Below are 19,525 nucleotides of genomic sequence, written 5' to 3' on the forward strand. Positions count from 1 at the left end.
TTAGAGATTAATAGGAATGGGGCAGATTGATAAAATTGGATTATTTGATCACAAAACAGATTCAGATCACAACCTATTAACAAATATAAAAGTAATCCAGTACTTTTCAACAAGAGAGGTCAATTAGGAAGAGCTGCTGAAGGGAATTGACTAAAGCGAATAGATATGCTTCGAAAGCTGCCCTAATAAATGATGTTATAACCACGTCCCTGAACACTTATTAAGGCTTTGCTTTAGTGTCATTCAATATTAAATAAGAGCGAAAACACCCACAATCCCTACAAGAGAAAATAGGCAAGTGCGGCTGATAACGCCAAAGTTAGAAGGTTGAATCATTTCTTGATGCTGCATACATTCTCCTCATTATTTTTATTACATCTTGATTACAATATGATGAATTTGATGAGGTTTCTCAATACACAATAAGATTAAATTTTTATGACAATCTGAAAAATTTGAGAGTTTAAGCTTACTTTTCGAGCTTTAAAGAGTGTAAACAATTGGTTCCAGTGCGCGATTTATCGGTAAATTGCGGCTAAAATTCGTAAAAATACAATTAAATGAAGGCAATTAAGATTTCAGTCCATTCAGGGACGAAGCGGTAAATTTATTTCAAACCTAAGCTAATGCGCACAAAGCTATCATCTTCGTAATCAACTTTATGTTCAAAGATTGCGGAAGCGTAAATGGTTCGAAGAATGGCATGCTTTTCGCCACGAGTACCACGAAATAGCATTGAAATATTAGCAGATAGACGATTGCGATTATCAAAATGCGCATTCAAATCCGGTGACAGCACACACAATAGACAACCTTTAGGATTAAAGGCTAAGTCCACCTCTTCTGCACTAGACACCAGCACCGTTGTATTGAGTTCTTTCTCTATAGAGTTGATAAGCAAAAGAAAGCTGTCTAAATGAGGCAATTCATCACCATGAATTGGTGAGAACAGATTGCCTAGCATTGATTCCATATCCAGACGCTGAGAGCGAGCGTGACTGACCAGAGAGCGGACTTTCTTCTTAAAAGGCTTATACTTCTTGCTGTTAGCCGCCTTGTTCAGCCAAGCAGAAAGTATATCATTGATGTCCGAACGCGACTTTCGGCCTAAAGCCTGTGCAGAATGATTAGTGTGCAGATGAAGCAATGCATGTAATGCTAGCTCAGACAGAAGAGGCTCAAACTCGGGTTTAATTTTAGTATGGATACTGCGCATGTTGTCTGAACGTATGGGGCCCTGTTCAAGCTTTAATCAATTTAGGTACTTTGAGAAGGAACGTCATGCTACAGAAAAGCTCAGCTTATGTACAGGTCAAATTCAGTGCAATCGTCACGCTATGGTTATGAACCAGTTTTCATCCTTTCATAGAAAGACAAAACCCTGACAGCCGCTAAGCCATCAGGGTTTTTAAAGAAATGGCACGCCCTGCAGGATTCGAACCTGCGACCACATGCTTAGAAGGCACGTGCTCTATCCAACTGAGCTAAGGGCGCGCTACAGGGAAAGGATTATACGAGTTCGAGTTCTTAAAACAAGGTATTTTCTTAACATTCTGATCTGAATGACTAAAAAAAGGTCACCAGATTGCATTTTGATTAAAAACACCCCAAGGCAAACGTTTGCTTATAGATGTTAGTCAAATTTTTTGCGACAATGCGCGGCAACTAGATAGCCATTCTATTTAAAGGAACGCCATGACTGCTCAAAATATTGATGGAACACTTATTTCTCAAACCGTTCGATCGGAAGTTGCCGCTCGTGTGAAGGCTCGTGTCAATTCTGGCTTAAGAGCACCTGGCCTTGCTGTAGTGCTGGTCGGGGAAGATCCGGCATCGCAAGTGTACGTTGGAAGCAAGCGTCGCGCGTGTGAAGAAGTAGGGTTCGTATCAAAATCATTTGATCTTTCTGCTTCAACTTCAGAAGAAGCATTGTTGTCTCTAATTGATGAGTTGAATGCTGACGAAGAAATTGATGGTATTCTGGTACAGCTTCCGTTACCCGCTGGTATCGATACAACACATGTATTAGAACGTATTCACCCAGAAAAAGACGTTGATGGCTTCCACCCTTATAACGTTGGTCGTCTTGCTCAACGTATCCCTAAACTTCGTTCATGCACACCCAAAGGCATCATCACGTTACTTGACCGCTACAATATCAACCTTCGCGGTATGCATGCGGTTGTTGTAGGCGCGTCTAACATTGTTGGCCGCCCTATGACGCTTGAGCTTCTGCTAGCGGGCTGTACCACGACCACTTGTCACCGATTCACCAAAGATCTCGAAAGCCACGTGCGACAAGCTGATGTAGTGGTAGTAGCGGTAGGTAAACCTAACTTTATTCCAGGTAATTGGATCAAAGAAGGCGCCGTGGTAGTCGATGTCGGTATCAACCGCTTAGAGTCTGGAAAACTCGTCGGTGACGTCGATTACAAAAACGCGAAGGAAAGTGCGAGCTTTATTACACCCGTTCCTGGTGGTGTTGGTCCAATGACAGTAGCCAGCTTGATTGAGAATACAATGTTGGCTTGTGAACAGTTTCACACCAAACAGAAATAACAAAAAAGCCACTCTCAAGAGTGGCTTTTTCAATCATCCAGTATGAATCATAGCTTTTGTCGACCTAACAGTGAATGTGAGAGCGTTGTGCCATCCACCAACTCTAATTCACCACCTACAGGGACGCCATGGGCAATTCTGCTCGCCTGAACCTGATGTTCCTTACACAATTCAGCGATATAATGTGCTGTGGCCTCCCCTTCGACTGTGGGGTTGGTCGCGAGAATGACTTCGGAAACATCCCCTCGGCGTAAGCGGTAGTCGAGCACATCCAGGCCAATATCACTCGGACCAATTCCATCAAGGGGAGACAAATGCCCCATCAAAACAAAATAGCGGCCAGAAAACTGACCCGTTGACTCTACAGCAGCAATATCAGCCGGGCTTTCAACTACACAAATTTGACCATTTTCCTGACGTTTAGGATTGGTACAAATATGGCAGGTTTCTTCTTCGGTAAACGTGCGACATTCATTGCAGTGACCAATTTCAGTCATCGCATGGCTTAACGCATCCGATAACTGCAAACCACCTTTTCTATCGCGCTGTAACAAATGAAAGGCCATACGTTGAGCCGACTTGGGACCAACCCCAGGCAGACAACGCAAGGCCTCCATCAATTGCTCCAGCATATGACTGGTGCGCATTAACTAACCCTATCGATTAGAAAGGCATTTTCATGCCCGGTGGTAGTTGCATACCTCCAGTCACGCCAGCCATTTTTTCTTTCTGAGTTTCTTCAACACGACGAGCAGCATCGTTGAAAGCAGCAGCGATAAGGTCTTCTAACATTTCCTTGTCGTCTTCCATCAGACTTTCATCAATTTCAACGCGACGCACGCTGTGGCTGCCCGTGATAGTGACTTTTACTAGGCCTGCACCAGACTCACCTGTCACTTCCATATTTGCAATTTCTTCTTGAAGCTTTTGCATACGCTCTTGCATTTGCTGGGCTTGCTTCATCAAATTGCCCATACCGCCTTTACCAAACATGATTATCTCTCTGGTTATTTAGCCTATTTCGTTAATAAATGGGGTCGAAGTATGACTTTTCAACCCCAGAATTAGATTGGTCGTACACTGTCTTTATCGAGTTCTGCAGCAAATCTTTGCTCAATGAACTGAACATGATTATCATTTTCTAAGCTCACAAACGCCTGTTGCAATCTTCCTTGATAAAGTTTTTCTCTCAGCTCTAAAGGTGTTTCTCCGCTATCGCCTATCTCAACAGTAAGATGACAATCCTCACCAATAGCTCTGTTGACTGCCTCGAGTAACTCACTTTGCGCACGCTCAGTATTTAAATGCGCCTGCTGAGGCCTTAATGTTAGTGCGATTAATGAACCTTGTTTTTCATAATGGGAGTTCAGAGCCAATTGCTCAGTCAGCTTAGCCGTGTCCAGCTGACTAATCAGCTTCGCCCACTCATTTTTCCCTAGGCTCTCTTCTGCTAATTTTTGGGCCATTTCAGGTGTTTTCTCATGCTCCAACGCTTTTTTTATCTGAGTTGGAGTCAGTTCACTGTCCTGTTTTTCGACTTGAGTTAGGGTCGGCTTCCACTGATAAGGTTCATTCTTAATCGGCTCAGGTGTCGCTACCGACTGCGAGTTTGACAATGGCGACACCGGCAGAGTTCCTGATTGTCGCTGAGCAACTCGGTCAAGAACAGATTCTGATTTTTTTGCTGATGTCGCGTTAGCCTTTTTTGGCGTATTTCCTTGGTGGTTCCCTTTACGTTGAGAACGAAGCTGATGACGCAACCCACTCACAGGCGATGTAGGTTGGTCCTGTTGTACTGAAGGCGGAACCTGCTGCTCTTGAGACATAGATGGGACCGGTGTGTCAGGCTGCAAAGGCTCGTAATCCATAGGCTCATGGCTATATTGCTCTGGCGTGTAACCAGCCGGCGGTAACGCTTCTCGATCCTGCCGATGGGAAGGAGTCGGTGCGACAGGCGAGGTGGTACTGTGAGTCGTCGCACTAGAGGGAGGTTGAGAGACTGAAACTGGAGTCGTCAGCTCAGACTGAGTAACATCTGTCGAGATCGCTTGTGCATCAGGTTTCGCTGATGGCCTGAATGCCATCATTCTCAGCACAACCATCTCTAGACCAATGCGCTCTGAAGGCGCTAAAGGAAGATCTTGGCGACCTTTCAAAGCAATTTGATAATACAGCTGAACATCTTGAGGCGCTAAAGCACGACTCAAAAGCTCTACTTTTTCTGCGTCAGGCTGCGCCTTGTCCAATGTTGCAGGCAGTGCCTGATACATTGCTAGACGATGCAACTGAGTCGCAAGCTGTTGGAGCAGCCCATCCCATTCAACGCCGTTTTGCGCTAAGGCTGATAAACGGTCCATCGCCACCTGAGGTTGCTTTGAGCTGATCGCCTCAAGCAAATGCAACGCCTGGTCGGTATCCAGTGTGCCCAACATGTGTGCCACGCTGTCAGTAAGTACTTGTCCGTTACCTAATGCAATGGCCTGATCACTTAAGCTCAATGCATCACGCATACTACCATCAGCAGCGTGTGCTATCATTCCAAGCGCTCGCGGCTCAGAGGAGACTTGCTCATGTTTTAAAATATGATCCAACTGTTCATGGATAGTATCAACACTGATTGGCTTGAGATGAAACTGCAAACAACGGGATAAAATGGTAACAGGTAGCTTTTGCGGATCAGTCGTCGCCAGAAGGAATTTCACATACTCAGGCGGCTCTTCGAGTGTTTTAAGTAACGCGTTAAAACTGTGGCGCGAGAGCATGTGGACTTCATCGATTAGATAAACCTTAAATCGACCTCGTGCAGGCTTATATTGCACGTTATCCAGCAATTCACGAGTATCTTCAACTTTAGTGCGTGACGCAGCATCGATTTCCAATAGGTCGACAAACCGGCCTTCATCGATTTCTTTACAAGTAGCACAAGTACCACAAGGCGTCGCTGTAATTCCTGTTTCACAATTCAGCCCTTTTGCAAACAATCGACCTATCGTCGTTTTCCCAACACCACGTGTACCGCTAAACAAGTAGGCATGATGGAGCCGGTTCTGGGCTAAAGCATTTTCCAATGCTGTCAAAACATGGCTTTGCCCTACCACTTCATTGAAGTTAGTAGGTCGCCACTTTCGAGCTAAAGCAAGATAACTCATGAATATATCCGATTAATGGCCGTCAAATTCACAGATACTGTATACGTCGAGGCCTAAACCTTCTAGACGCTTGTCGCCACCAATCTCTGGAAGATTGATAACAAATGCAGCATGTTCCACAACGCCACCCAACTGACGAATCAGTTTCGTTGTCGCTTCAATAGTGCCACCAGTGGCCAAAAGATCATCAACAACCAACACTTTGTCACCTTGTGAAATCGCGTCAGTGTGGATTTCCAGTGTGTCAGTGCCGTACTCGAGCTCATAAGATTGAGCAACGGTCTCACGTGGCAATTTACCCGGCTTACGCACAGGAACAAAACCTAGGCCTAGCTCAAGTGCAAGCGGAGCCCCAAATAGAAAACCACGCGCTTCTGTACCTACAATTTTGGTGAAACCCATGTCCTTGTATTTTTCAACCAATAGTTGGATCGTCGCTTGGTAAGCAGGAGCGTCTTCCATCAAGCTGGTCACGTCACGAAATAGAATGCCTGGCTTTGGATAATCTGGAATACTTTTGATGCTGGATTTGATCAGTGAGATTGTTTCAGTTGTCATAACTCATTTCTTAGATTGGCTAAGCGTGTACCTATCTTGTCATTATGTGGTGACGCTAGCGGGGTTCTCTGCACATTTGGGTCATCAACCGCTGACTTAAATGTTCTGTGCCTACAATTATAAACGCCCACTCTGAAGAGCGGGCACACTTTACTGCAATCTTAGTGATTTTCTTGCTTGTCAGCAAGGCGCTCTATCACTGGTAAACGAATAAACCAAGTCAATAAGATGATCAGCATGACTACCAGCATAATCTTTAGCCAAAAGTGGGGAACAACCCAAATAGAAAAGGTAAAGCTCGCGACCATACAGATGGCACCACGTGTTTTTACTTTGCTGGTTACTGCACCATGCTGATGCCAATTGTCTAAGATAGGCCCAAACGTTTTGTGCTCATGCAACCAACGATGGAAGGTTGGGCTACTGCGCATGAAACACGCACTGGCAAGAAGAATAAATGGCGTCGTTGGGAGAAGAGGGAGGAATATGCCCAGAAAGCCCAGGCACAAACTTAAGCTACCGACAATATTTAAACCAAGTCTTTGAATACTGATGGTAAGCTCCAAGAAATCAATTAGAAACCCGCGTATCCGTTCATTACACGAATCCAAGTTAACGTGGCTGGTAGTGTAGGGATCAGTAGCACTGCAATAAAACCTAGAAAGTAGAAAATATTGTAAGGTTCTTTGAAATCTTTGTCTGCCATGGGATTACTTCTCTAATGTAGTGACGATTTTCCGACCACGAGTTAAACTTTCGTTAAAACATTGGGTCATTTTTGTTTTGGCGGACTATACCCTAATACCTTGCACATAAACACCGAATAAAAAAAAGGTTATTCCACTATTCTACTCAATGCCAAAGGAGCGCTTACGCACTCCCTCCGCGGAAAATATCTAAGCTGAAACTACTTGAACCCAAACAGCTTAAAGTTAACTGGCAAGCAGACTGTATTGGCAGATCAGTGGTAATGAAGTTCTTCGCACAACTATCCCCTAGCCTCACACCCGCAGGTATGTGCTGCGAAAAGTAGCCATTAGACCACTGGGCATCTAATCCGGCAGGTAAAATAGATAGTGTTCCTTCAGACACATCAGCTAATCCAAACAGGGCACGTACTGGACTCGCACATTCGGAACACGTCACCCCTTTTTCAAGAAGGTCAGCAATGTCTTTCAGATCCGCGTTGAAACACTTCAGATTTCTTAAGTAATCATGGAACAACGCGCGTACCAGCAGAGTCGTCGCTGCACCGTGCTGCCCTTCGCTCGCTGAGTCAACAAGATAAAACGCAAACTGGCCATTCATAAGCCAAGCATAATCAAACACTAGAGGCATAACATCTGTGGACTGCAATAAGCGGTAACTGCACTTCCAATCCCCCTGAGACGTATCCTTATCGGGTAGCAAAGCATGAAGTAAATCTTTCGCAGCAATGGGATTGTCTTCGAGAAATTCGAGGTGCCAATGTAACTCCTGTTCCTCTGGCATATCACCACTGTCTACACGAAACCATTGGCTGGCAAAATCACGCTGATCAGAAAGATGGTTATCTGAATCGTCGAGCGTGTTCTCGATTGCACTCGCGAGATGCTCATGATTTGTAATTGGCTTCGGTAAAAAATCCTTAATGCCGAACCGTAGCGCTTTTGCTACATCTGACATTTCATCGGTTGCAGATACAACGATCAACGGGAGCGATGGGTACTCTAAACTCACCTCTTCCACAAACTCTATACCATCCAACACTGGCATCGATAGATCGCACAAAATAATATCGGGCTCAGCATCTCTGAGCTTTTTAAGACCTTCTAAGCCATTTTCAGCTTCTACGACTTGATAACCTTGAGCTTCGAGAAACCCGCTGGTAATCTTACGAAAAACAGGATCATCGTCGACTAGCATAATCCGTTTTGGGCTGGCAGCCAGCTGAACTGAGGGCTTTGTCGCCACTTCGTATGTTTTATGCATAAACCTTCGCCTCACACAACTAAAAACGTACAACTGCTGTTATTATTGTTTTTATAACTCGTTTCAAACACTCATTTAAAAGTAGTCGCGAAAGTGTATTTATACAAATCTTCCACTTCTCGCACTTGTTACATACTATATGTATGCAATGTCAAAGATCGTAAAACTTGTTGATGTGACTCAACCTTTGACATCTGATATAGATATAAATTAACCAAATCCATAAAAATGTGTCGGACAAAATGAAATTAGACGATCTCAACCTGTTTAGGCTAGTTGTGGAAAATGGGAGCTATACCGCCACGTCTCGTAAGACGATGATTCCCGTTGCTACAATCACTCGACGCATACAAGCGTTGGAAGAGGCTCTAAACCTTAGACTGCTCAATCGCCATGCTCGTAAGCTTTCTCTCACAGAAGCCGGCGAACGTTTTTACAACGAATGCTCTCCGCTACTCAACAGACTGACCCTAGCCGCTGAAGAGATCACTGACGAATGTCGTGGCGCTGCGGGTAAAATTCGTATTTCAGCACCATCTAACCTCACCAAGAGAATGATGATGCCGATGTTCAATGAGTTCATGACGCATTATCCGGACATTAATATTGAACTCACTACCAGTAACCATGCAGATCAGCTCGACCCAACAGAATGGGACGTCATATTCCGTGTCGGCCCGCAACGAGATTCAAGCCTCATTGCTCGTAAAATCAGTTCTGTTGAAGATATCTTGGTTGCCAGCCCAATTTATTTGAAAAATAACCCAGCTCCAAAACATGCCGAAGATTTACACACCCACCCGCTGTTGAAAGGTGCTCCTCTCCTCAAATGGCAACTGACTAACGCCAGTGGAGAAACCGTTGTAAATAATGATAAAGGACGTTTTCAAGCAAACACCTTAGACGTGGTGCGTAGTGCCTGCTCAGATGGCTTGGGTATAACGCTTATGCCTGATGCGATGCTTAAGGAGTACCTCCAAGATGGCAGTTTAGTGCGGGTTCTTGAAGAGTGGAGCGCAAACCCACGAGATATCTACATGTTGTATAACCACAAAGACCACCTACCAGAAAAAGTACGCTTGTTTATCGACTTTGTGATCGCTTACAACATCCATTGATAAATAAAAAGAGCTTGGGGGAACCCAAGCTCTTTTGTTACAAGTACTCGACAAACTTACTCAGGTCCCGTTCTGGTACTTTCATTGGGTTACATGATGGTGTTCCCAAGTAGAGAAAGCCAACAATTTCATCTTCACCTGTTAGACCAAACGCATCGTGAACTGCTGGGTGAAACATCCACTTTCCTGAGCGCCAAAAGCCTTGAAAACCTTGAGCCACCGCGGCCATTTGCATAGCCTGCACCGCACACCCCGCAGATAGATATTGCTCCAGTGGCGGTACTTTTTCATGCTGAGTAACTTTAGCAATCACTGTGATAACCATAGGTGCTCGGAATGGCGCATTTTTCAGTTTATCTAAAACCGCGTCTTCGCTGTTCTCGACTTTGGCCGCTGACACCAGAATGTGTGACAGCTTGTTAAGACCTTCACCTTGGGAAATAACAAAGCGCCAAGGTGTTAAGCCTGCGTGATCTGGGGCTCTCAATCCAGCACGGATTATATTCTCAAGCACCTGTCCTTCTGGCGCAGGCTCAGACAATTTTGCTATCGAACGACGGTTGAGCAACAAATCTAAAGCATCCATTTGAAATCCTTACTGAGTTTTTATCTTTGCTTTGGCTTGATCATAACCTCAGGTAACAAAAAAGGCGAACCTTACGGTTCGCCTTACCATCTTCGATCTCGCGTTACTCGTAAAACGATTTCTCTAACCCTGCTCGGGTCAACAAACCATCACAAGGAGCGAAACGATCCCCGTATTTCTGCGCGTGCTCGTTCATCATTTCTACCAGTTTCTTCACACCAATCTGGTCCATATAGCGGAATGGACCACCAAGGAAAGGAGGGAAGCCAATACCAAAAATAGCACCAATGTCACCATCTCGAGGGCTACGAATAATGCCTTCGTCCAGACAGCGAACCGCTTCATTCAACATAGGTAGCACACAGCGCATCGCGATGTCTTTCTCTGCCATCTTAGACTCTGGTGACAAGCTAAGTAGCTTATACACTGACTTGTCGACTTCCTTCTTCTTACCCTTATAGGTATAGAAACCTTTACCTGTCTTACGTCCTTTACGATTATCATTCAGCAAGATATCGAACACGTCAGGGCCTTGGAAACGTTCGCCTAATTCTTCAACCAGAATCGGCATGATCTTAGCACCGATATCGACACCGACTTCGTCAAGCAAGGTTATCGGGCCTACTGGGAATCCAAAGTTCAGCAAAGCTTTATCCAATTGCTCTATCGGCTCACCAGACATCAAAACTTGCGCCGCTTCATTCATGTACGGAGCAAGAATACGGTTCACGTAGAAACCTGCGCAATCTTTAACAACAATCGGCGTTTTACCTTGCTTACGTGCAAACTCAACGACAGTCGAGATTGTTTCATCAGACGTTGTTTGATGAGGAATAACCTCAACCAACGGCATTTTTTCTACTGGGCTAAAGTAATGCAAGCCAACGATGTTTTCAGGTCGCTGAGCTTTTTCCGCTATCTGATGAATGGGCAGCGAAGAGGTATTAGTAGCAAAAATAGTGCTATCTTTCGCATTCTCTTCCACATCAGCGACCATTTGCTGCTTGAGGCTCAGATCTTCAAATACCGCTTCAACAACAACATCCGTATGATTGAAGCTGGTGAAATCGGTTCCACCTGACATCTGTAACATTTGGGACTGCAGTTGTGCTTTAGAAATAATGCGACGCTTACGCTGCTTATCAAACAACTTGTAGTTGTACTTCAATGCGTTAAGAATACCATCATTAGAGACATCTTTAATACGCACTGGAACTTTCGCTTTCGAGACGCTGACGTGGCTAATTCCAGCACCCATCAGGCCACCACCAAGAACCGCCGCACGTTCAATCATTTTAGGCTCAGCATCGCTGCCATTCTCTTTCTTCATCTCAGTTGTCGCGAAGAAAATAGAGCGAAGTGCTTTCGACTCAGAGGTCATTACCAACTCACCAAAGCGCTGCGCTTCTTTTTGCTGGCCTTTCTCAAACCCTTTCTCTAAGCCGTAGCGAATCACTTCTAGGATTGCCTCTGCCGCTGGGTAATTGCCACGAGTCTTTTCGAGGGTCTTCTTTGATGCTTGCTCAAAGATCACTTTACGACCAAGGCCAGTATTAGCGATTAGCTTCTCTTTCGTTGAAACCTTGCGCTTAGCTCGCGATTTGCCAGCATGCTTTTCGACAAAGCTCTTCGCTACCTCAAGTAAAATCGTCTCAGGTACCACAGCATCCACAACACCAAGTTTCTTGGCTTTTTTAGCACGTAGCTGCTTACCTGTCAGGATCATATCCAAAGATGGCAATAGCCCTACAAGACGTGGCAGTCGCTGCGTACCACCAGAGCCTGGGAGCAGTCCAAGCTGTACTTCCGGTAAACCTAGCCGAGTTTTATCTGAGTTCGTACAAACACGGTAATCACATGCAAGGGCAAGCTCTAAACCGCCACCCAAGCAAGGGCCGTGAATGGCAGCAATAACAGGATAAGGTAAGTCAGATAGTTGCTGAAACATCTGTTGACCTTGCTCGGCTAAAGCTTGCGCTTGTGAAGCACTGTTACATGCGTCCAACATCCTGACATCAGCGCCTGCGATAAAGTTGTCCGGTTTCAGAGAGTGGATAATCAAACCTTTTACTGAGGACTTTTTCTCCTTCAGTTGGGTAAAGATGTCTTCCATTTCCTGAGCAAACGCTGCTTGTAAGGTGTTCATTTTCTCACCCGGAACATCAATAGACAGCCAGGCGATATCTTGTTCGTCTATTTTTAACTCAAACGCTTTTTGCTCGCTCATTACTCAACCTCCAAAACCATCGCTGCACCCAAACCACCTGCGGCACACGCTGTATTCAACGCTAGTCCACCACCTCGACGTTTTAGCTCTCGTAACGTCTGAGTAATCATTCGTGCTCCTGTCGCTGCAAATGGGTGACCATAGGCAATCGAGCCACCCAGCACATTAAACTTATCCATATCGATTTCACCAATCGCTTTGGATCGACCCAGTTGCTCTTGAGCAAACTTATCAGAAGCAAACATCTTCACATTTGATAAGGTTTGAGCTGCGAATGCCTCATGCATATCAATCAAAGTAAGGTCAGACAGTTCAATACCCGCTCTGGACAGAGCCATCGGCGTTGAGTAAGAAGGACCCATTAACATATCCGTTTCAACACCAATCGCAGAGAATGCGTAAGATCGGATGTAACCCATGATATCGAGGCCCAACTCTTTTGCTTTGCCTTCACGCATCAGCATAATTGCCGCGGCTCCATCGGTGAGTGGCGTACTGTTTGCGGCAGTGACACTGCCATACTGACGATCAAAGGCCGGACGCAACTTTGCGTAACCTTCGAGTGTAGAGTCATAGCGAATGTTATTATCTTTTGCGAGCCACTTTTTATACGGTTCAGGGAATGCCGTCATGACCTCCCCTTCAATTTTCCCTTCATTCCATGCCTGAGCAGCAAGAGTATGAGAACGATGCGCCAACGCATCTTGCTCAAGACGAGTAATCGCATGTGATTTAGCCATCTGTTCAGCAGTTTGGCCCATCGACAAACCTGTTGAGTATTCTGCCACAGCTGGAGGCACTGGCATCAAATCTTTAAAGGACAAACTTTTAAGAATCTTGAGCTTTTGGCCTAGAGTTTTCGTTTTGCTCAGAGCGAGTAGATTTGCCGCTAGTTTTTTAGACACGCCAATGGGTAATACTGAAGAAGAGTCTGCGCCACCCGCAATCCCCACATCAATCGAACCAGACATAATGCTTTCAGCCACATTGACCGCCGACTGAAAACTCGTCGCGCAAGCTCGGGTCACGCTGTAAGCATCAGTGTGAATATTCATTCCTGTACCAAGAACGATTTCACGAGCAATGTTCGGAGCCTCCGGCATTTGCACGACTTGACCAAAAACGACTTGATCGACAAGTTTTGGGTCGATCTCAGTTCGCGCCATCATCTCGCTTACGACCATTTTACCCAGATCAACTGCTGGCACTTGACTGAATTCAGTACTTTGACGTGCAAATGGTGTACGCAAACCAGCGACAACCGCGACGCGCTCTCCAGAGCGCGTTTTCACTTCCTGTTTGCCCATTGTTTCTCCTTTAAAGAATAGAGGTCTGACCAGAAACATTGTAATCAGAATGTTAATACAATCAAACGGTCGTTTAAATAAACGTGATTTAGGATGGAAAAGCAGTTTACTTGTTTGGGATGAACCAAAGCTGAATGGCAGCGGCATTTATAGATTAGATAGCTTGCAGAAAAAGCCTTGGTTTAGGCAAGCTGTTTGCAAAAAATCTATCATCTATAGTTACAGTGGCGGAGAATGTTGAGCAAAAAAAAACCACACAGAACTGTGTGGTCGGAATATATAAAACAATTAACTTACGCCAATTGAAAATAATCAGTTTCCTGATTAGGAGAAAGTAAAGTCAGCCTTCAAAAGGAAGTGTCATCTTGCTCAACATGTTGGTCATAAGACCAACTAGATGACAAGGAATACTATAACCGTTGAAACTGAGTGGATTTTGAAATAGATCAAGTTTATGTGGATTTATCCACTTAATTAGATTTTATAAAATAATCCGATTAACTTTAATTCTATCAGTCGCTATGAGAACATTCGCTTGCACATAAAGTTGGACATGCCCATTTCATTCAGGTCTCACGAACAACCTTTACTTACAGGCGTTCAACAAAAACCACAGAGCAAATTTGGAGGCTCATGTGTCAATCATCAGTTTTTTTGGGAAGAAAAAATCCAGCCGCCCGGTCAACTCGGATATGGACAGACAAAGAAAGTATGAAGCGCTTGTCAGAGCGTATCACAGAGACTTGTACCGTTACGCTTACTGGTTATGTAAAGACCAGTCGGTGGCAGAGGATTTAGTACAAGAAACTTGCCTACGGGCATGGAAATCTCTGGATAGTTTACAGGACGAAAAAGCAGCTAAATCTTGGCTCATTACCATATTGAGACGAGAAAACGCTCGCCGTTTTGAGAGAAAACAGTTTGACCTGGTCGATATTGATGATCACGGCAACGATGCAAAGGTCAGCGATGACCCACACCATCAATCCGAATGGATTCAGGCGCAGATCATGAAGCTGGAAGATGAGTATCGCGAACCACTTTTCTTGCAAGTCGTCGGCGGATTTAGCGGCGAAGAAATTGGTGAAATACTCGGTCTGAATAAGAACACTGTGATGACACGTCTCTTCAGAGCAAGAAACCAACTGAAAGATATGTTAGACACAGAAAACCGTCACAGAGGGCAGCAAAATGGATGAGTTAGAGTTTCGTCGTCGCATCATGTCCGATCCTAAAGACCGCGACAGCGATATGTTAGAAGCCATTAAGTCGAATGATGCCAATGGCAAGTTCGCCGATGATATAATGGATCTTGATGCTCAGATTGCCAAAGCAATGAATGTAGATGTCCCTGAAGAACTGGCGGACAGAATATTGTTCCATCAGACATCAAGCACAGAATCAAACGTAGTTAGACCAAACTTTGCTAAACGAGCAATGGCCATGGCGGCATCGATTGCGTTTGTTTTTGGCTTGCTCGTCGGACAGGTAAATTGGGGTAACCTCGTTGTATCTCCAGCACAAGCAAGTCTGGCTGATACTGCCATCAAGCACGTCATTGCTGAAAAGCCATTCGTTCAAAATTTGGATGAAAATGTCGCATCATCGCAAATCAACGCCAAGATGATGCCATTTGATCACCAGCTTGGTGAAAACTTCCCATATCATGTCTACTACCTCAATCATTGTGGGTTTGGTCAATCGAATGCACTTCACATGGTCTTCCGTGGTGAAAAAGGTAAAGTTACCTTGTTCTTAACAGGCATTACTTCAGACAAGACTGTCGACTTCGAGAAAGAAGGTATGGCGGGTGTTGTAGAACCTGTCGGTCAGACCAGTTTAATCTTGGTCGGAGAAGAGGGTGAAGATGTGGCCAAAATCGCCGAAAACTTGATGACTATCATCAAACCTATGAGTTAACCAAATTTTAACATTTTGTGACCCACCTCATGGCTTGAGCGAATCGTTCAAGCCATTTTTTTAGCATAAAATTAGAGCTCAAGCTCTAAAATGAAGTTTTTTCCAGCATTTTCCTGCCAAATACACATCATTTCCATAATTTTATCATCCAATTAGCTAATGGTCGGATTTCTATCTTTTATACTTGAGTCTAGTATCAGCCACCACTGAGCTTTTGCTCGAGTATAACGTCCGGTAGAGACGAACAAAAAAGGAAAAAGCAAAAATGAACAAGACGCGTCTGTTTAAAAAATCACTTTTAGCAGTGACCATTGCCACAACCACAATGGCTTCGCAGCAAGCTCTCGCTGCCGGTTTCCAACTTAATTCTCAATCAGCGACTGGTTTAGGCCGTGCATTCGCTGGTGATGCTGTTATCGCCGATAACGCTTCTGTTATGTCTCGTAACGCTGCAGCAATGTCATTATTCGACCAAACAGAAGTGTCGCTTGGTTTTAACATCATTGACTCCGAAGTAAAAATAAAGGATTCGACTTACACTCAACCAGCTGCAGTCGGCGGTTCATCTAGTTCTGTCGATGACACAACAAACGACGCAACCTCTTTTGTGCCAAACTTTTATATTGTGCATCCTGTTAACGAAGAGTTTGCTGTCGGCCTTGGTATTTACTCTAACTTTGGTACAACCAATGAGTTTGATAGCAACTGGGGTAAAGGAACGGGTACAGTGTACACCTCATCAGGCGGCGCGAATACCATCGCTAGTGTGCCTGGTGCAGACGCTTTCGGCGGCATTACTAACGTTAAAACAACAAATATTGCTTTACTTGGTTCATATCGTCTTAATGAACAATGGAGCATTGGTGGCGGACTAGATATTATTTATGGTGAAGGGGAACTTAAACGCCAGACTACTGTAAATATAGTGGACAATCCGGGTGGCAACTTGGGTACTCAGAGCAGCGAGCTTATGAATATAGATGCGTCTGGGTGGGCAGTAGGGTTTAACTTAGGAACCGTATACGAGTTAAATGAAAACAACCGCTTCGGTTTAAGCTATCATTACAGCCCAGAGAAAGAAGTGAGCGGCACTGTTTCGTACAACGGTAACTCAAATATCGGTGATCTTAAGATCCCACTACCCGATATGTTTGAATTCTCTGGTTACCACCGTATTGAAGACACTAAATTCGCTGTTCACTACAGCGTACAATGGATTGGTTGGAGCGCTTTCGATCGCTTAGCAACAACTAACGGTACTGAAATTAAAGAATATAAGTGGAAAGATACCTTCCACTACTCTATTGGTGGTACCTACTACATTAACCAAGACTGGGAAGCTCGTGTAGGCTACATGTTCGACGAAGGCGTTCAAGATGAACTGACTTCAGTATCCGTACCTGATTCTGACCGTCAATGGTTCTCTGCCGGTGCCACTTACCATATCAACCAAGATCAAGCAATAGATGTTGGCTTCACCTATCTCATAGGCGAAGACCAAAAGGTTAACGACACCATCACAAGTGGTGCGAACACCATTAAGCTAGATACAACGACTAAAGCGACAGCTATGTTGTTCGGTATGCAATACACTCACAAGTTTTAACGTATAGTTAATAACAACTTTAAAGGGCCAGTTTTTACTGGCCCTTTCTTTTAGCTGAACGATAAAGCCCACTTTAAACCTCTGTTTATCAACTATTTTCAGCTTACACATGTACTCGTAAACAACATTTTCAGACTACGCGTGTACGCTCAGTTTACAAAACAAGCCATTAACATTTAGTTGATTAAGTAGGTTAATACTCATTTTCAAGTATTTTATACCAAATACTAGCTTAACACTGTTTTTAATTTTTAAAGCAATAACTCTAAACTTATGATCGCACGACCATCTCTTGACACGTTCAGCGAACATTAAAATGAAAACAAACAAAACTCTCCTATCTCTTGCAGTGGCAGGTAGCCTTCTTTCAGTATCAGCATCAGTCAATGCAGCGGGATTCCAGCTCGCTGAATATTCAGCGACAGGGTTAGGTCGCGCCTACGCGGGTGAAGCCGCTATAGCCGACAACGCGAGCGCTCAGTGGCGCAACCCAGCAATGCTAACCTATCTAGAAGGTACTCAGATTTCTGTTGGCGCTATCTACGTCAACCCGAATGTTGATGTTAATGGTAGTGTGGATGGTTCTAAGTCATCAAATCCGACCCTTCCTACATCCAATGCTTCTTCTGATGATTTCGCGAATGACGCCGTTATTCCTAACTTTTATCTCTCTCATAAATACTCTGAAAAAGTCGCAGTCGGCTTTGCCTTGGGTACTAACTACGGTATGGAAACCAATCTAGGTGATGACTTTGCCGCCGCACACTTTGGTAACGAAGCCAGCGTCACCACGATGGAAGCTAATCTAAACGCCGCTTACCAGCTAAATGAACAATTCAGTTTTGGTGGTGGTCTCCGTTACGTCATGGGGGAAGGTAGCTTCGGTGCAAAAACGCCGGAAAACAACGTAATTGGTGTTATTGGCACGACTCCAATTTCAGCAGCCAAGGGCACCACTCTAAAATACATGGAAGGTGATGATACCGCTTGGGGTTGGCAAATCGGATCAGCTTGGCAAATTAACCAAGATCATAGAATTGGCTTTACTTACAAATCTGAAATTGATCTAAAACTTGAAGGCTACGCAACCGGTATTGGTTTTGACTCGTCCCTTGGTAATGGAAACCGTGACAACGGCTCTATGGATCTCACCCTACCAGCAACCGCTGAACTAGCAAGCTTCCACCAGCTAACGGAAAAGCTTGCCATCCACGCAAGTTTAAACTGGACTGATTGGAGCAGCTTCGAGAAACTTGAAGCACAACTTGATACCTATGGTACTAAAATGGTCAAGGTTGAAAACTGGGAAGACAACTACCGTTTCGCCATCGGTGCCACCTATCAGGTTGACCAAAAACTAACTCTGCGTACGGGCGTCGCATACGACACATCAGCAGTCAGTGATAAAAATCGCACCATTACCATTCCAGAAACCGATCGTACATGGCTGAGCCTAGGTGCGAGCTACGAGTTTACTAAGCAGTTCACACTAGATGGTGGATTAACCTACATCCTCGCGAAAGACGCACCAATCACCGAATCACGCGGATACACATCGGATGATGAAGCACAAAATGTTGCAGGCCAATTCGTCGGCGAAACTAAAGGCAGTGTCTGGCTAATCGGTGTGCAAGCTAATTACACATTCTAAATAATTATCCCGCAAAGAAAAAAGGCTTGGTCAATGACCAAGCCTTTTTATTAGAAATCTTCATCCAGATATTCATCTAGGTAAGCTTCTTCATCTGCATCGTAATCATCCTTGGGCTCGATTTCTGCTTTAAAGTCTTGTCTCTGAAGAAACGCATCACGTGTCAGCGCGTATGGATCAGGGGAATTTTCTAGCATAGCTTCTTGGGACACCAATGCCGCACGCGTCTCCATACCTTCAAGCGCCCACTTACCTAGCCCAGCCCAGAAGTTAACTAACGACAGCGGTATATATAAGCCATCGACAATATCTGTGGATTCACGCACAGTCCAAGGTCCGTATCCCGGCACCATAACATAAGGACCATTGCCTACTCCGTAATGTCCAACAGCGTCACTGAATGCTTTCTCATTGTGATCTGTAATCCCCGCTTCTGAGGCAATATCAATAAGACCCAACAAACCAAAAGTACTGTTAATCCAAAAGCGATTAAAATGGTCAAGCGCTTTTTCACCGTTTCCCATCAACAGATTATTTACCATACTCGCTGGTTCGTCTAAGTTGCCAAGAAAGTTAGATACACCATGACGCAATGGATCAGGCACATAATTAACATATGCCAACGAAACGGGACGTACAAAATAAGGGTCCAGGAAATCATAGTTAATGGTCCACATTGTGCGGTTGAAACCCTCAAATGGATCATTCACTTCAGATTCGGCTGACGTTGAGTATTCATTTTCTTGAGGAGAACCCGCACAGCCGAATAATAAAATCGACGTACAAGCAATCACCCAGATCTGAGACTTAAGGCTCTTCATTATTATAATTTCCATAAAAAAGGCTGGTATCGTCACCAGCCTTCGTACATTC

At 44.5% G+C, this 19,525-nt stretch carries 18 protein-coding genes and 1 tRNA gene; 6 read left to right on the forward strand and 13 right to left on the reverse strand.

Annotation, left to right across the window (positions count from 1 at the left end; translation table 11 throughout):
- Window positions 1-607: 607 nt before the first annotated feature.
- Both OH455_RS09855 and OH455_RS09860 read right to left on the reverse strand, forming a co-directional pair.
- Window positions 608-1,216 (reverse strand): DUF2913 family protein, encoded by a 609-nt coding sequence (locus tag OH455_RS09855; protein ID WP_269981243.1) that lies wholly within the window; start codon window positions 1,214-1,216, stop codon window positions 608-610.
- 201 nt (window positions 1,217-1,417) lie between these two features.
- A tRNA-Arg gene (locus OH455_RS09860) sits at window positions 1,418-1,494 on the reverse strand.
- Between the two features lie 201 nt (window positions 1,495-1,695).
- Here OH455_RS09860 and folD point away from each other — a divergent pair.
- Window positions 1,696-2,559 carry a bifunctional methylenetetrahydrofolate dehydrogenase/methenyltetrahydrofolate cyclohydrolase FolD gene (gene folD / locus OH455_RS09865; protein WP_269981244.1) on the forward strand — a complete coding sequence of 288 codons (864 nt, stop codon included), beginning with the start codon at window positions 1,696-1,698 and terminating at the stop codon, window positions 2,557-2,559.
- Between the two features lie 47 nt (window positions 2,560-2,606).
- Here folD and recR read toward each other — a convergent pair whose 3' ends face one another.
- From recR to OH455_RS09900, 7 genes are all read right to left on the reverse strand, one after another.
- Window positions 2,607-3,206: a recombination mediator RecR gene (gene recR, locus OH455_RS09870; RefSeq protein WP_045975265.1), complete on the reverse strand. Its 600-nt coding sequence runs from the start codon at window positions 3,204-3,206 to the stop codon at window positions 2,607-2,609.
- Window positions 3,207-3,222: 16 nt separating this feature from the next.
- Window positions 3,223-3,552: a YbaB/EbfC family nucleoid-associated protein gene (locus OH455_RS09875; protein ID WP_006959389.1), complete on the reverse strand. Its 330-nt coding sequence runs from the start codon at window positions 3,550-3,552 to the stop codon at window positions 3,223-3,225.
- A gap of 71 nt (window positions 3,553-3,623) precedes the next feature.
- Window positions 3,624-5,708 carry a DNA polymerase III subunit gamma/tau gene (dnaX, locus tag OH455_RS09880; protein WP_269981245.1) on the reverse strand — a complete coding sequence of 695 codons (2,085 nt, stop codon included), beginning with the start codon at window positions 5,706-5,708 and terminating at the stop codon, window positions 3,624-3,626.
- A 12-nt stretch (window positions 5,709-5,720) separates the two neighbouring features.
- Complete coding sequence (apt, locus tag OH455_RS09885) at window positions 5,721-6,266, reverse strand: adenine phosphoribosyltransferase (protein ID WP_269981246.1); 546 nt, start codon at window positions 6,264-6,266, stop codon at window positions 5,721-5,723.
- Between the two features lie 161 nt (window positions 6,267-6,427).
- Window positions 6,428-6,793, reverse strand: coding sequence for a YbaN family protein (locus OH455_RS09890; protein ID WP_045975317.1), 366 nt, complete (start codon window positions 6,791-6,793; stop codon window positions 6,428-6,430).
- A 47-nt stretch (window positions 6,794-6,840) separates the two neighbouring features.
- Entirely contained in the window at window positions 6,841-6,972 is a 132-nt protein-coding gene (locus OH455_RS09895; protein ID WP_005432936.1) for a hypothetical protein, read from the reverse strand.
- A 164-nt stretch (window positions 6,973-7,136) separates the two neighbouring features.
- Window positions 7,137-8,237 (reverse strand): response regulator, encoded by a 1,101-nt coding sequence (locus OH455_RS09900; protein WP_269981247.1) that lies wholly within the window; start codon window positions 8,235-8,237, stop codon window positions 7,137-7,139.
- Between the two features lie 242 nt (window positions 8,238-8,479).
- Between OH455_RS09900 and OH455_RS09905 the strand changes: the two genes are divergently transcribed.
- Complete coding sequence (locus tag OH455_RS09905; protein ID WP_045975269.1) at window positions 8,480-9,355, forward strand: LysR family transcriptional regulator; 876 nt, start codon at window positions 8,480-8,482, stop codon at window positions 9,353-9,355.
- A gap of 37 nt (window positions 9,356-9,392) precedes the next feature.
- On the opposite strand, the gene OH455_RS09910 is transcribed toward OH455_RS09905, so the two are convergent.
- From OH455_RS09910 to fadI, 3 genes are all read right to left on the reverse strand, one after another.
- A complete protein-coding gene (locus tag OH455_RS09910) occupies window positions 9,393-9,941 on the reverse strand; it encodes an NAD(P)H nitroreductase (protein ID WP_045975270.1) in 549 nt (182 codons plus the stop codon).
- A gap of 103 nt (window positions 9,942-10,044) precedes the next feature.
- Complete coding sequence (gene fadJ / locus OH455_RS09915) at window positions 10,045-12,168, reverse strand: fatty acid oxidation complex subunit alpha FadJ (RefSeq protein ID WP_269981248.1); 2,124 nt, start codon at window positions 12,166-12,168, stop codon at window positions 10,045-10,047.
- Entirely contained in the window at window positions 12,168-13,475 is a 1,308-nt protein-coding gene (gene fadI / locus OH455_RS09920; RefSeq protein WP_045975272.1) for an acetyl-CoA C-acyltransferase FadI, read from the reverse strand. Before fadI ends, fadJ begins: the two co-directional genes overlap by 1 nt.
- Before the next feature lie 623 nt (window positions 13,476-14,098).
- Here fadI and OH455_RS09925 point away from each other — a divergent pair.
- From OH455_RS09925 to OH455_RS09940, 4 genes are all read left to right on the forward strand, one after another.
- Complete coding sequence (locus tag OH455_RS09925) at window positions 14,099-14,674, forward strand: sigma-70 family RNA polymerase sigma factor (protein ID WP_157634020.1); 576 nt, start codon at window positions 14,099-14,101, stop codon at window positions 14,672-14,674.
- A complete protein-coding gene (locus OH455_RS09930; RefSeq protein ID WP_269981249.1) occupies window positions 14,667-15,395 on the forward strand; it encodes a DUF3379 domain-containing protein in 729 nt (242 codons plus the stop codon). Before OH455_RS09925 ends, OH455_RS09930 begins: the two co-directional genes overlap by 8 nt.
- A 265-nt stretch (window positions 15,396-15,660) precedes the next feature.
- Window positions 15,661-17,001, forward strand: coding sequence for an outer membrane protein transport protein (locus OH455_RS09935; RefSeq protein ID WP_269981250.1), 1,341 nt, complete (start codon window positions 15,661-15,663; stop codon window positions 16,999-17,001).
- A gap of 316 nt (window positions 17,002-17,317) precedes the next feature.
- Window positions 17,318-18,652 carry an outer membrane protein transport protein gene (locus OH455_RS09940; protein ID WP_269981251.1) on the forward strand — a complete coding sequence of 445 codons (1,335 nt, stop codon included), beginning with the start codon at window positions 17,318-17,320 and terminating at the stop codon, window positions 18,650-18,652.
- A 50-nt stretch (window positions 18,653-18,702) separates the two neighbouring features.
- On the opposite strand, the gene OH455_RS09945 is transcribed toward OH455_RS09940, so the two are convergent.
- Window positions 18,703-19,473: an MlaA family lipoprotein gene (locus tag OH455_RS09945; protein WP_045975277.1), complete on the reverse strand. Its 771-nt coding sequence runs from the start codon at window positions 19,471-19,473 to the stop codon at window positions 18,703-18,705.
- Window positions 19,474-19,525: the final 52 nt, after the last annotated feature.

The organism is Vibrio sp. T11.5 (assembly GCF_027587155.1).
GTDB lineage: Bacteria > Pseudomonadota > Gammaproteobacteria > Enterobacterales > Vibrionaceae > Vibrio > Vibrio neptunius.